Raw genomic sequence first — 12250 nt, forward strand, 5'->3', positions numbered from 1 at the left:
AGCGACGTGTCTGTAAGATTCAGTTGCTTGTCCGCCGCTATCATCGCTTCAAGGAGCATCACTTCAGCCGACCTGACGGTCTTGTGGAAATAGACGGCCTTGAACATCTCGTACCTGGATATCAGCATCGACTCTAGCGAGTTGAGCGCCGACCTGTCAAGTGCAAGCCTGCCTTTTGCGACCACAAACGAGCTGGTGAGCCGGTAATAGTCTATCTTGCCGTACTCGGCACCCGTGAAATAGGAATCGCGTGGCAAATAGTCCATGATGTCTGCCGACAGGCCGCCAGAGATTATCTCGTTGAGAAAGCCGACCCTCGACTGGCCAAACGAAAGCCGGGCGACGTGGTCTGTGCTATATCCGCTCCTCTCCAGTATGTCGGCGACTTCGCTCTTGGCAATGATGCGCCTGCCCATCTCCTCGTGGCTGGTTCCGCAGCCCGTCTCCAGCACTTCTTCGAACAGGTGGGAGAACGGCCCGTGCCCGATGTCGTGCAGCAACGCAGCTAATCTCAATTCCTGCACCGTCTCGGCGTTGTCGATGTATCCTTTTACCAGCAGGCTCTCGCCTGCTAGGCCTGCGATGTGCATGGCGCCAAGCGAGTGCTCAAAGCGCGAGTGCTGGGCGCTCGGGTAAACCAAATGCGCACCAGCCAGCTGCCTTATGCGCCGCAGCCTCTGGAAGGCGGGGCAGTCGATTACGTCCTTTTCAACCTGCGAGAACCGTATGTACCGGTGTATCGGGTCGGTTATCTCGCCTGCAAAGTCCATTGGACGTGAGAAGCAGCGGGGCGGAATTAAACTTTAAGCAGCTTTCTCGCTATCTTCAGTATCTCTGCGTGGACCTGCTCCTTGCTCTTGGACCCGTCAAGCACCTTCCAGCCAAACTTTCTCGCATATTTTGTGTAATTCTTGTGCGCCGCCGCTGCAAGCTTGGCGTCGCCCTCAAATGCGTCCAGGACCTCTGCCCTCCTTTTCGACGTCGCCGGGTTTACCAGCAGCACGAGCGTAATGTCCTCCTTTGGCAGGCCCTTGTCGAGGCGCATGAGCCACCCCTCGTCCATTCCGTTAGAGACGCCGTACACCAGGTTTGACTGGTAGTACCGGTTCATGACTACGATTGTGCCGCTCTCGGCCATGCTCTCTATCTCTTTCTTTTTCTCCCACCTGTTTGCCGAGAACAGGAGGTGCTTGACCTCTGAGGAATAGTCGCGCCTGCCGTCGAGAAACGCCCTTATCTCCATGCCGATGGGCGTCGTATAATCTGGAAAGTCGATGACCACGCAAATCTTGCCAAGGGCTTTCAGGGCTTCCTGGAGCATCCTCGACTGGGTCGTCTTGCCGGCCTTATCGGTCCCTTCTATAACAATGATCTTGCCCTTTAGCACCGCCGAAGGTCAATGCACGGGTCAATAAAAAGATGTTGAATAATTGATGAGAAAGGCGGTTTGTGTGATTTGCGCCTGCCATCCGCCGAGAATTTTAATCCAAAAAACCAACAAATTAAAATATTAACTGGATTCTTAGAGAATCAGCGAGGCTGGGGGTAGAGGCCATGAAGGACGACAAATCAAACATTGCGATATTCGACACCTTCAAGACGCGCCGGAACAAGTTCACCGGCGAGGCCAAGAGGCAGCGGGGAATAATAGCGCACCTTGCCATGGAGCAGAGCCCAGAGCTGCGCACCAGGACGTCAATCGCGCACGCTATAGCCGAGCAGCATGGCATCCTGTGGCAAAACATCTATTCCGGGATATTCCGGGACCTTGACGAGGTGCTGATACCTGCCGGCGTGGTAAAGGAAGGCGGCAGGCTGCCGCTGAGGCGGGGGCCTAAAGCTTTGCAGCTGGAAGGCGTCCCGTTCTACGAGCTTACCGATACGGGCCTGCTGGTGGCGTCGTCGATAGAGGACCTCGGCGACAGGCGCATGGCGCTCTTGAAATCGTACGTGTCGTCGCTCCCGTCAAGCGACGCGCAGTGCAAGGCCATGAGGGACGGGCTGCTGTTGCTGATAGACGGCGCGCCGGCCTTCATCACAAAGGTGATAAACGAATACATCTATGCCTACAGCACGGGCGCGATAAACAGCATTGCGCCCCTTGAGACGAAAAAGCTGCGCTCGGTGATTGCAAAGCAGATTGCGGTCGAGCGCGAGCTTGTGGAGGCGTTTGTCGCGTTCCAGCCAGACCAGAAAGACCTTGTGAGAAACTTTTTCAAAGTGCTGTCGTGACTACTTGCCTTCGTAGCCGCACTTTCCGCACGTGTATTTCTTGGCCTTGCCCTTGCACCCTTCGCAGCGCCAAATCCGGGCGTTCTTGCACTTGGGGCAGCTAAAGCTCTCTGACAACTCACCAGGGGTGACCTGCTTGCCGCAGGCGTTGCAGTTGGGCATTTCGTACGAGCCGGCGTACATTTCTATTTGCTTGCCAGCCGGCATATTTTTACTTGTCGTCGCCGTCGCAAAGAAAGGATTTATAGCGTGCAGGGGAATCTAGGCTATGAGCATAGGAAGGTACATGGCCCGCGAGATAGCCAGGGAGCTTGACAACAGGTCAAGGGAATTTTTCGAGTTTGTAATGCCCGCAGTCGACATCGTGGAGGACGGAAATGAACTGGTAGTCACGATAGACCTGCCGGGATTTGCCAAAAAGGACATTACCCTGAAAATATCCGGCAACGTCCTTTCTATAGGCGCCAAGCGCGACTCTGAAGCCAAAGGGACCGCCTACCAGAGGCACAGGCCGGCAAAAATCGACAAAAAGGTCCTGCTGCCCATCTCTGTCAAGGAAGACGAAAAGGTGGTCGGCAAGGCGACGTACGCCGACGGCGTGGTGACGCTCCGCATACCGATGTCGGGAATCACAAACATCCCTATCACCTAGTTTCTTTTCGCGACGCCTATCGCAATCGCTGTTGCGGCAGCCGCAAACCCGCCGTACGACAGCAACGCATTATACGGCAGCATCACGGCCGCTCCGACAAAGAGCGCGGACGCCAGTATGCTCGCCGGCAAGAGCGCGTTGCTTTTCCTTGCCTGCACAGCAATCGACTGCTGGCTCTCCAGGTACGCCTTTAGCAGGGGCGCCACGCTCGCTGACGCCTCAATTCCCTTGGCTATCCTCTTTGCCGCCACCTTGACTTCCTCAATGTAGGCGTCGCGCAGCAGGCCCTCTTCCTCAAGCAGGTTCGCAAGTACCTTTACGAACTGGAACTTGACCTTGTGGTGCTGGTATATTCCCTCAAGTATCGAGCCCATGCGCATGTACAGCGCCAGGTTCTTGGGCAGCCTGAACGGAAAGCGGCTCATCGTCTTGTTTGCAAGATCCATGAGCGCCCTGACCTCCATCCTGTCTACCTGCCTGCCGTAAAGCGACTCTATCGAAAGCCCGATGCCCTTTTCAACGATGTAGCGGTTGACCGTGGGCTCTAGCGTGCCAAGCTCGATGAGCACGTTGACAGTGCGCTCTGGGTCCTTGTCAAGGAGCGCAAGGTACAGCCTGATCAGCCTCAGCCTCGTCTCGTTGTCGAGCCGGCCCACCATGCCAAAGTCGTACAGTATGAGCCGGGCGTCTTGGCTGTCCTCGACAGAGATGTTGCCCGGGTGCGGGTCGGCGTGAAAGATGCTGTGGCGCAGGAGCATCTTGAAAAATACGCGGTGGACCTTGATAACAAGGCTCGCCCTATCGATGCCCCTGGCGTCAAGGGCCGCGACGTCGGTTATCTTGATCCCCGGCACGTACTCCATGGTCAGCACGTGCCTTGTCGTGCGCTCTGGAAAGACGCCCGGGATTATCACAGAGCCGTCGCCTGCCAAGTTGCGCTTTATCGTGAGCAGGTTTTTAGCCTCTAACCTATAGTCCATCTCTTCGTGGACGGTCTCGATGAACTGGGCCAGCATGCCTTCTGCAGAGAACCGCAGGTTCGGGTCGATAAAGCGCGTCGCAAGGGGCAATATCTTTTTCAGCACGTAAATGTCGTCCCGTATCGTCTGCTCGATGTCGGGCCTCGACACCTTTACAATCACTTTCTTGCCGCCATACGTCGCAAGGTAGACCTGCCCCAGGCTCGCGCCTGAAAGGGCTTTCTGGTCAAACTCTTCAAACGCATCCTCTATCCTGCCAAGCTCGCTTTCGATTATCGGCCTCACCCTGTCAAAGGGCGCCGGCGGGACTTCGTCCTGAAGCTTGGCGAGCACCTCGAGGTACGGCTGGGGAAGAATGTCCGCCCTTGACGAGAGCCACTGGCCCAGCTTGATATATGACGGCCCCAGCGCGATAAAAGTGGCAAGTGCCTTTTCCGCGTGGCGCCTGTATTTTGACTCGTCGACGTTTCTGCCTTCCTTTTTCACCCACTCGCGCCTGTCGCGCCGCAGGTTAAAGACGACCGGCAAGAGCTTTAGCACCACCTGCGCCACGCGCAGCCGCGACGGCCTCGCCGCAACGGCCTGTACGCGCTCTTGCTCGCGCAGCGGGGCTTCCAACTATTTCACCTTTTTTGCAACCGAAAAGGCAACCTTGCCTGCGGCCGAGCCGGCGAGGCATCCTGCAATGATTGCGTCGACCGCCGCTTCTCCTGCCGGCTTGCCATCCTTTTTGCGTTTTTTATAGACCGCGGACCCGACCTGCCTTGCGGCCCACGCCGCTGCCGCCGCGCCGACAACGTATTCCGGGGCGTCGGCAAGCAGGTGGCCAATGGGGCTGACCAGGGGATCGACCCTGTCCATGTGAACCGTATAATGGGTATCATAATCGCGTATGTGGAGCCTGCCGTGGCGGTACTGCCGCCGGGCACCCTGCCTTGTCCCAAGCGCCGTTTCGTCGATGCCTATTATCGGCCTGACCGCCTTGGGGACAACAATGTTGCCGCCCGAGTCGACAAAGTCCACAGGCAAAAAGAGCCCCGACTCGGCTATAAAACTAGCGAATAATTACCCCCTCTTGCTATACTGCGCCAATGCAGGTGCGGGTCATTGAGAGCAAAAAGGTCTATTCAGGCGCAATCTCGATGCGCAGGGACAGGTTTGCGATAAACGGCAGGGTCGTGGAAAAAGAGATAGTGGAGCACCTGCCCTCAGTCGGCATAGTGGCTGTGCGGGAAGGCTCCCTCTTGCTCGTAGAGCAGTACAGGCGCGCCCCTGACATGACACTATTAGAGATACCTGCCGGCAAGATAGAGCAGGGCGAGACGCCGAGGCAGGCCGCCGTCCGGGAGATGAACGAAGAGATCGGCTACGCAGGCAGGCTGAAGCCTTTTCTGAAATGGTACATGGCTCCCGGATACGACACCGAGCTTATGCACCTTTTCGTCGCCACAGACCTGAAAAAGGCAAAGGAGAGGCGCGATATGGACGACGACGAAAACATTGTCGTCAGGAAAGTAACGCTTGCGACAGCGGTCAAAAAGTGCTTTAACGGCGAAATAAGGGATGCCAAGACGATAGCCGCGATACTCGCCTACAGCCACTCTGCGTGAACTGGCTGGTACACCTTTTTCCTCGCGTCGTCGAGGCTGTTGCGCTCGATTATGAGGCCCTGCCTCTTCAGGTCGTCGATTGCAGCTTGCACCGTCCTCCTCGGCAGGTGGCTCATCGTCATCAGCTCGCCCTGCTCGACGGGGTTTTTCGTCTTTATGAGATAATAGATGAACTTGGGCGCCGGCCCGCCTTCCGGGTCCTTGCGGACGTACGATACACCAAACGCGGATTTTGCGAGGAATCCCCGGCGCTGCGACTCGACTGACGCCACCGCGTCAAGGTGGACCTCTGCGAGGTTGACGCGCTGGCCAAACTCGGCAATGAGGGCGGACTGCTGCGACTCTAGCGGCGCCTCAAAGATGAAGGTGCTCGGAGGATACCTGTTGGTGATTGCGCCCACAAAACTCCACTTGACCCCTCCCTTTTCGTCATAGATGCCGACGTCGTACCCCTCGTTTGCCTCGATGACTATTTTCCTGGATTCCAGCTTTGTCGCCTCGTCTATCTTTTCAAGAGTGTCGTCGATGCCCAGCTGGTGGCGGGGGTCTTTTTTCCCAACCTTCCACCGAAACTCGAGGCCCGCCGACTTTATCGTCTCTGTCGCCTTTTTCTTTTGCGCCATGTTGAGGTCCATGCCACTCTCGCCTACCTCGACGATATCAAAGCCAGCCTTTGCGGCTTCTTTTGCGAATTTTTCAAGCGAGTTTTCGGCAATCGCAAACTCGGTTATCGTGCTGCCGGTGGAGACTTTGATGCCAAGGTCGTGGTAGAATCTTACCTTTTTTCTCAGGCTCTCGTCGGACACGAGCATGGGAAATGCGCCATAGATCTTGACCACGTCTATGAAAGGCGCTATTATGGAGAAGTTCTCCCTGTCGAAACCCTGGAACTTGTCTACCGTGCAGGTGAGGCCCTCCTTCCTGGGCTTTTTGGCGTCCAGCCTGTTCTTGACCAGCTCGTCCAGCATGCCCGTTATGATATATGCAGATTCTGCATATATTTTAGCTTATGTGCTGTGCTGGTCAAGGCCCCATCTCGCCCTTACCTTCTCCTCAAGTTTCAGGAAAATCACCCTGTCAAAGACTATGCCTATTGCAAAGATCGTTATCATTGTCGCAATGATCTGCGAAATGTCGTTAAAGTCTCTCCCTACCGAGAGGACGTGGCCAAGCCCGTAGAGCGTGGTTATCAACATCTCGGCGCCAATAAGCGCGTGCCACGCAAAAGACCACGCCTGCCTGACGCCCAGTATGAGCGACGGGGTGGCCGCCGGTATCATGACGTGCCTGAAAAGGCCAGTGCCCCTGGCGCCCATGTTCTTTGCCGCCCTTATGTAGATGGGCGGTATGTTGCGGATAGAGCTGTACGTGGTTATCATTACCGAGAAAACGGACGCCATTATAACCACAAAGAGTATCCCAAAGCCAAAGGCGTCAAAGCCAAAGAACAGGATGGAAAACGGCACCCATGCAATGCTTGGGAACGTCAGGAGCCCGACTGCAAACGAGCTCATGGTCTTGCCAAACCCTGAGAACTTGATCATGGCAAGGCCGACCGCCCCGCCGATGGCGACTGAAATGGTAAATCCCACGAGCAGTCTCGAAAGCGAGATGCCGACGCCGACTATAAGCGACGCGTCGGCTATCAGTTCCGCTATGGAACCAGCAACCATCGCGGGGGAAGGCATGAGGGTCCGGGGCCAGACTTCTGCGACGTAGATGAGCTGCCAGAGCCCTACAAACGCCGCCAGGAAAAGCGCGACGTTGGCCGCATCGGTCGTGTCAAATTTTTTCCCGCCCTGCTTTTTCTTTTGATAAAGTGGTTCCAGCATATTCGCGCCTTTTTCCTAGATGCGCAGGGTTGATTGCCGATGCCATATAATCTACTTCAAAGGCGCAACTGTTGCATTTAGGCGCATCCCCTGCGCCTTGTTTGAAAAAATTAGGGGATGGGCGCCTTGCCCTTTTCAGCCAGCACCTCGTTCAGGATGTCCAGGTCGTATATGCCCGACAGGTCCGGCCTTTCCTTGAAGAACCCAACGTCATAGGCGTCGTTGGCCGACTTGAACAGCGACTCTTTGACAGGGTCGTAGGTCAGCTCCATCCTCGACAGGCCTTCCCTGAATTCGTCTTCCGGCAGGGTCTTGCCGGTCAGTTTTTTTAGCTCTTCGTTAAAGACCCTGACTGCCTCGTCCTGGTTGTCGTATATCCATTCTGTTTCCTCGACTTGGGCCCTGATGATCTTTTTCACAATCTCGGGGTTCTGCTCGAGGAACTCTGTCCTTACTATGATGTGCGCCGTGACGAAATCGCCGCCAGGCCAGAGGTCGCGCTCATCGAGGAATACGCGGCCGTTTGCCTCCTTGACCAGCTTGGCTCCCCACGGCTCTGGCACCCACGCACCGTCAATGTCATTCTTTATCATGCGCGTGACGATATCGGGGTTCTTGGCTGGAAAGACTTCAACATCTCCGCCTTTCTCGCTGGTCTGGTAGCCGTTGTCAAGCAGGTACTTGCGCAGGGCCACATCCTGGGTGTTGCCCAGCTCCGGCGAAGAGAATTTCTTGCCTGCAAAATCTGCGACAGAGTCAATGCCCGCGTCGTTGCGCACCACCAGCACCGCTCCCCCACTTGCCGCGCCGGAAACAATGCGCAGGGCCTGGCCGTCAGACTTTACATACCCGTTAATGGCGGGGTTGGGACCGACGTACGTCACGTCTATCTGGTTTGCAAACAGCGCCTCTATGGCTAGAGGGCCGGCATTAAACAGCTGCGTCTTGACCTCGACCCCGTCGCCAAGGGCTTTTTGAAAATCTCCCCTTCCGAGGCCTATCACGGCCTGCGCGTGGTTGATGTTGGGAAAGTATCCTATCCTGACAACCTTGGCTTCCTCCTCGTTGTTATTGCCCGCCCCGGCATTGCTGCTGGAGCCAAGCGTCAATGAAGATGCCACGACTGCGGCAACTATGGCTGCAGCGATGACAAACTTGACTGAATTTTTCATGGCGGTGTTATCCTGAAGACCATTTAATACTGCTTTCAATCATGCAGAAAATCGACATTATGCGCAAGACTGCCGAAGGCGGCAACGCATTGTATGCAGGGATTGCTGCCATTCAACTGCCTGTTAGCGGATGATCTGGTTAGCATTGCTTAATTGCGTACACAAACGCTTTAAAGTGATTATTGCGTGTGCGTCTCATGGCAGCTTCGCCGGAAGTCCTGGCTGCCCGCGGCAGGGCATGGTACTTTGTGATCTGTTCGCAGTGCATGTGGTGCGCGTCTGCAGCCAAGTCGCACTTTGTAGGATCGTGCCCCCGGTGCGACCGCCGCGATCTTTCGAGGATGGACGTCTATTCATCATAGATCTCGCTTACCTTGCCGGCGAGCATGACGTCATAGTTGCTTATCTCGTTTCCAATGTCGTGCGTGACAAGGTCGATGGTCAGCCGGTTGTAGACGTTGAACCATTCGGGGTGGTGGTTCAATTTTTCAGCCTCGATTGCGACCCTCGTCATGAACGCAAATGCCTGCACGAAATTATCAAACTCTAGCGTCCTGTTCAGCTTGCCCTTTGACACCTGCCAGCCCTTCAGCTTCTTGAGCGCCTGCTCAAGCTCGGCCTTGCCAAGCTTTCTGTAATCTTCCTGCATGGTACATGATTGTCCGCGTATCTAATACGTCTTCTCTCATTCCGTTCAACGTTCGCTGCAGGACTGGTTCTCAAAATATTCTTAATCCTGCAATTCACTGTCGGACGAAATCTGCCTTCGCGCACACTTTTAATACCGATCCGCAGAACAGTCCTGCAATTCACCGGAGGGGTTGTCTAGCCTGGTTAGGATACCTGTCTTACACACAGGTGGTCATGGGTTCGAATCCCATCCCCTCCACTGAATTCATGGCGATAAAATGGCTACACGACTAATAACCGGCATCGGCGACATCACGGCGGCCATTGCGAAATTCCAGTCAAACATAAAAAAGAGCTGGTGCGCCTGCGTCGACTCGTCCATCCCGGCGTTTTCCATGAGCGACGCGATAAAGCAGGGGTACGTCGCTGCAAAAGAGCGCGGGGTAAAGATACGCTACGTCACCGAGATCACAAACGACAACGCCACGCACTGCATAGAGCTGACAAAGTTTGTTGAATTGCGCCACCTTGACAGGGTCAGCGGCAGTTTCGCGGTGAGCGAAAGCGAGTTTGTCGCCGGCATAAGCGGAAAAAAGACTCTTGACAAGCTGGTCTACAGCGACGAAAAAGAGCTGGTGCAAAGCCAGCAGAACGTCTTTGAGACGCTGTGGGAAAACGCCATGCCTGCAAAAGATCGAATCCAAGATCTTGAACGCTGAAATATTCCCCTTTTGGTAGGCAATGCATGCCAGTCATTCAGGTGACGATGAGCCAGGGAAGGACGGTGGTGCAAAAGCGTGAGCTCGTCCAGGTGCTGACAAGGGAAGCAGCCAGAATATTAAAGACCAAAGAAGGCGCGATAAGGATACTTGTCTATGAAGTGTCCAAAGAAAACTGGGGCGACGCCGGCGTCCTCGGGCTTGACATGTGATTATTTGCGCCTGTCAATCACGACAATGACGACGCCCACTATCATGACGACCAGTCCTGCGACGACTGTTGCCGCCCCTGCGGCAATGCCTGCAAACATGCTCCCGTCGACGTCCGAGCCGACGCCCGGTATGTGGCCAAACACTACGTCAATCTGGGTAGGAGAGTCGCCTTGGTTTGTCACTATCACCCTGTAGGTTCCGGCCACCGTCGGCTCGGCGCTCATTGCGTTTGCGCCTGTAAAAGTCGCGTTGATCCCCTGCACGCCGTTAGGGTCGATGAGCACGGCATTAAGCGGCTCGTCGTTGTTGGCAGAGACGACGATTGAAAGCGCCTCTGCAACGTCGTCAACCTGCAAAGCCACGGTCTGCGACTGCCCTGCGGCCAGGTTTGCACCCTGAACTATGGAAGTCTCTTGCTGTAGCTTGCTGGCTATGGGAAGCGCCCATATCACGGTCAGCACGATGCCCACGACAAATATTGCAGCCCCGCCAATAAGGACAAAATAGCCGCGTTTCACGCCTGCTCTCCGGCCCCCTTTGCTATTAACCTATGCGGCGAATTTCTCTATTATCCTGCCGATGCATTTCGTGCACTTATTCAACAGGTCAATCCTTGCAAACTCGTTAGGCGAGTGGATGCGGGCAAACATGTGTGTACTCCCGACAGAGATGCACGGCGCCTTCAGCACCTTGACAAACGAGTACATGGGGCCGGTGCCGGCGGCGGACACGCTCAAAACCGCGCTGCCAAACGCCTCTTTTGCAGCCTCTTCTACTTTTTTCACAAACGGGTCGCTTATCGGCGTCCTCGCTGCAGCCTCGCCGTGGATGAGCCGGACTTTAATGTCGCCAAAGCCCTTTTCCTTCAGGTATTTCCTTAGCCGGACCAGTTGCTTGTCCGGCATCATGTCCGGCACCAGGCGAAAGTCTATCTTGACTGTTGCCTCTGCAGGCAGCACAGTCTTGGCCCCCGGGCCGGTATAGCCGGATATCAAGCCGGCGATGTTGCAAGTGGGCATCCCGACCAGCGCCTTTTTGACGTCCATGCCGCGCGCGTTGGCGACGAATTTTGAAATGCCGTACTCCTTCTTGAACTCTTTATCGTCAAACGGCTCTTTTGCAATCACGGCCAGCTCTTGCCTTGTAAAGCTGCGGACGTCTTTGTACCAGTCCTTTACCAGTATCCTGCCGGACGGGTCGCGCAGCGCCTTTAGCGCGGACACGAGCCGCCACGCGGGGTTCTCTATCAGCACCGCAAGGGAAGAGTGGGCGTCCCTTGACGGGCCTTTTGCTACCAACTCTACATACAGCAGCCCCTTCATGCCGAGGCTCACAATCGGCCGGTCTTTGGCATCGACATAGCCAAACTCCCATATCACGCCATCGCACGCCAGCTTCTTTCTGTATTTTTTGAGATATTGCTCGACGTGGACGCTGCCGATCTCTTCCTCACCTTCCACCATGAACTTTACGTTGCAAGGCACGTCGCCTGTCGCCTTTAGGTAGTATTCGACGGCCTTTATCCGCGTTATCAGTTCGCCCTTGTCGTCCGCGCTCCCGCGGCCAAAGACCTTGCCGTCCTTGACAATGGCAGAGAACGGCTCGTCGTCCCACAGCTCCAGCGGCTCTTCCGGCTGGACGTCGTAATGGTTGTAAAACAGCAGAGTCTTGTCCGGGTTTGACTTTGACCGCACCTCGCCGTACACTATTGGAGGCACGCTCTTGTCGTCAAGGTACAGGACTTCTGACCTTATGCCAGCTTTATGCATCATGCCTGCCATCAAATTTGCGCACTGCACAAGCCCTGTATTCTTGGCAGAAACGCTCGGCTGCCTTACCAGAGTCTGAAGGTCGGAAACGAGGCCGTCCATCCCGGCGTCAACAATCGCGTCTATGGTCAATGGCTGCTAAAAATCCGGGATCGAAAATAAAGGTTGCCTTTCAGGGCTCCTGGCCTACGACGAGACGCCTTGCGTCCGGGTAGCCATAGTAATAGTACAGCCTCTCCTCGACATCTGGCAGTATGCTCGCCATCACAAAAACCCCGAAGGCAAAGGCGATTACTGCCGGCAGCACTATCAGGAGCAACATGCCTGACGACACAGCAGACAATTCCCGTGCCTGCAATAAAAGTCCATCTCGATAGGAACCAACTTTTATAACCACCCAGACCCGACTCTCTCACCATGTCCAACTCGATCTTTTTCTCA

18 protein-coding genes and 1 tRNA gene are annotated in these 12250 nt (G+C 55.4%); 7 read left to right on the forward strand and 12 right to left on the reverse strand.

Annotated elements, in window-relative coordinates:
• Together ACREAY_RS05970 and tmk are read right to left on the reverse strand one after the other, a co-directional pair.
• Positions 1 to 770 (reverse strand): HD domain-containing protein (locus ACREAY_RS05970; RefSeq protein WP_431754850.1); only part of this gene is annotated, 770 nt, incomplete at its 3' end.
• Between the two features lie 26 nt (positions 771 to 796).
• Positions 797 to 1387: a dTMP kinase gene (gene tmk, locus ACREAY_RS05975; RefSeq protein ID WP_431754851.1), complete on the reverse strand. Its 591-nt coding sequence runs from the start codon at positions 1385 to 1387 to the stop codon at positions 797 to 799.
• A gap of 167 nt (positions 1388 to 1554) precedes the next feature.
• Between tmk and ACREAY_RS05980 the strand changes: the two genes are divergently transcribed.
• A complete protein-coding gene (locus tag ACREAY_RS05980; protein ID WP_431754852.1) occupies positions 1555 to 2232 on the forward strand; it encodes a hypothetical protein in 678 nt (225 codons plus the stop codon).
• On the opposite strand, the gene ACREAY_RS05985 is transcribed toward ACREAY_RS05980, so the two are convergent.
• On the reverse strand, positions 2233 to 2439 hold the full coding sequence (locus ACREAY_RS05985) for a zinc finger domain-containing protein (RefSeq protein WP_431754853.1): 207 nt from the start codon (positions 2437 to 2439) through the stop codon (positions 2233 to 2235).
• Between the two features lie 61 nt (positions 2440 to 2500).
• On the opposite strand from ACREAY_RS05985, the gene hsp14 reads away from it, so the two are divergent.
• Positions 2501 to 2884 carry an archaeal heat shock protein Hsp14 gene (gene hsp14 / locus ACREAY_RS05990; RefSeq protein WP_431754854.1) on the forward strand — a complete coding sequence of 128 codons (384 nt, stop codon included), beginning with the start codon at positions 2501 to 2503 and terminating at the stop codon, positions 2882 to 2884.
• Here hsp14 and ACREAY_RS05995 read toward each other — a convergent pair.
• Positions 2881 to 4482, reverse strand: coding sequence for an ABC1 kinase family protein (locus tag ACREAY_RS05995; RefSeq protein ID WP_431754855.1), 1602 nt, complete (start codon positions 4480 to 4482; stop codon positions 2881 to 2883). The two genes, hsp14 and ACREAY_RS05995, sit on opposite strands and share 4 nt — an antisense overlap.
• Positions 4483 to 4887 (reverse strand): hypothetical protein, encoded by a 405-nt coding sequence (locus ACREAY_RS06000; protein ID WP_431754856.1) that lies wholly within the window; start codon positions 4885 to 4887, stop codon positions 4483 to 4485.
• Between the two features lie 68 nt (positions 4888 to 4955).
• Between ACREAY_RS06000 and ACREAY_RS06005 the strand changes: the two genes are divergently transcribed.
• On the forward strand, positions 4956 to 5474 hold the full coding sequence (locus ACREAY_RS06005) for an NUDIX hydrolase (protein ID WP_431754857.1): 519 nt from the start codon (positions 4956 to 4958) through the stop codon (positions 5472 to 5474).
• Here the strand turns inward: ACREAY_RS06005 and ACREAY_RS06010 are convergent.
• The 3 genes from ACREAY_RS06010 to ACREAY_RS06020 form a co-directional block, all read right to left on the reverse strand.
• Positions 5456 to 6442 (reverse strand): phosphosulfolactate synthase, encoded by a 987-nt coding sequence (locus tag ACREAY_RS06010; protein WP_431754858.1) that lies wholly within the window; start codon positions 6440 to 6442, stop codon positions 5456 to 5458. The two genes, ACREAY_RS06005 and ACREAY_RS06010, sit on opposite strands and share 19 nt — an antisense overlap.
• Positions 6443 to 6481: 39 nt before the next feature.
• Positions 6482 to 7306 carry an ABC transporter permease gene (locus ACREAY_RS06015; RefSeq protein WP_431754859.1) on the reverse strand — a complete coding sequence of 275 codons (825 nt, stop codon included), beginning with the start codon at positions 7304 to 7306 and terminating at the stop codon, positions 6482 to 6484.
• Positions 7307 to 7416: 110 nt separating this feature from the next.
• The gene (locus tag ACREAY_RS06020) at positions 7417 to 8478 is read right to left on the reverse strand and encodes an ABC transporter substrate-binding protein (RefSeq protein WP_431754860.1); all 1062 of its coding nucleotides are present in this window, start codon (positions 8476 to 8478) and stop codon (positions 7417 to 7419) included.
• Positions 8479 to 8675: 197 nt separating this feature from the next.
• On the opposite strand from ACREAY_RS06020, the gene ACREAY_RS06025 reads away from it, so the two are divergent.
• On the forward strand, positions 8676 to 8840 hold the full coding sequence (locus ACREAY_RS06025; protein ID WP_431754861.1) for a hypothetical protein: 165 nt from the start codon (positions 8676 to 8678) through the stop codon (positions 8838 to 8840).
• On the opposite strand, the gene ACREAY_RS06030 is transcribed toward ACREAY_RS06025, so the two are convergent.
• Positions 8828 to 9127, reverse strand: a complete 300-nt coding sequence (locus tag ACREAY_RS06030; RefSeq protein WP_431754862.1) for a 4a-hydroxytetrahydrobiopterin dehydratase — start codon at positions 9125 to 9127, stop codon at positions 8828 to 8830. The two genes, ACREAY_RS06025 and ACREAY_RS06030, sit on opposite strands and share 13 nt — an antisense overlap.
• A 165-nt stretch (positions 9128 to 9292) precedes the next feature.
• Between ACREAY_RS06030 and ACREAY_RS06035 the strand changes: the two genes are divergently transcribed.
• The 3 genes from ACREAY_RS06035 (at position 9293) to ACREAY_RS06045 (ending at position 10039) form a co-directional block, all read left to right on the forward strand.
• Positions 9293 to 9367, forward strand: a tRNA-Val gene (locus ACREAY_RS06035).
• Between the two features lie 19 nt (positions 9368 to 9386).
• Complete coding sequence (locus ACREAY_RS06040; protein ID WP_431754863.1) at positions 9387 to 9827, forward strand: hypothetical protein; 441 nt, start codon at positions 9387 to 9389, stop codon at positions 9825 to 9827.
• A 26-nt stretch (positions 9828 to 9853) separates the two neighbouring features.
• Positions 9854 to 10039, forward strand: a complete 186-nt coding sequence (locus tag ACREAY_RS06045) for a tautomerase family protein (protein WP_431754864.1) — start codon at positions 9854 to 9856, stop codon at positions 10037 to 10039.
• Here the strand turns inward: ACREAY_RS06045 and ACREAY_RS06050 are convergent, their stop codons facing one another.
• The 3 genes from ACREAY_RS06050 to ACREAY_RS06060 all read right to left on the reverse strand — a co-directional run bounded on the left by ACREAY_RS06050 (position 10040) and on the right by ACREAY_RS06060 (position 12143).
• On the reverse strand, positions 10040 to 10558 hold the full coding sequence (locus ACREAY_RS06050; RefSeq protein ID WP_431754865.1) for a hypothetical protein: 519 nt from the start codon (positions 10556 to 10558) through the stop codon (positions 10040 to 10042).
• A gap of 30 nt (positions 10559 to 10588) precedes the next feature.
• A complete protein-coding gene (locus ACREAY_RS06055; RefSeq protein WP_431754867.1) occupies positions 10589 to 11911 on the reverse strand; it encodes a M20/M25/M40 family metallo-hydrolase in 1323 nt (440 codons plus the stop codon).
• Positions 11912 to 11981: 70 nt separating this feature from the next.
• Positions 11982 to 12143: a hypothetical protein gene (locus ACREAY_RS06060; RefSeq protein WP_431754866.1), complete on the reverse strand. Its 162-nt coding sequence runs from the start codon at positions 12141 to 12143 to the stop codon at positions 11982 to 11984.
• Positions 12144 to 12250: the final 107 nt, after the last annotated feature.

Source organism: Nitrososphaera sp., from assembly GCF_050748925.1.
In the GTDB taxonomy this organism is placed as follows: domain Archaea; phylum Thermoproteota; class Nitrososphaeria; order Nitrososphaerales; family Nitrososphaeraceae; genus Nitrososphaera.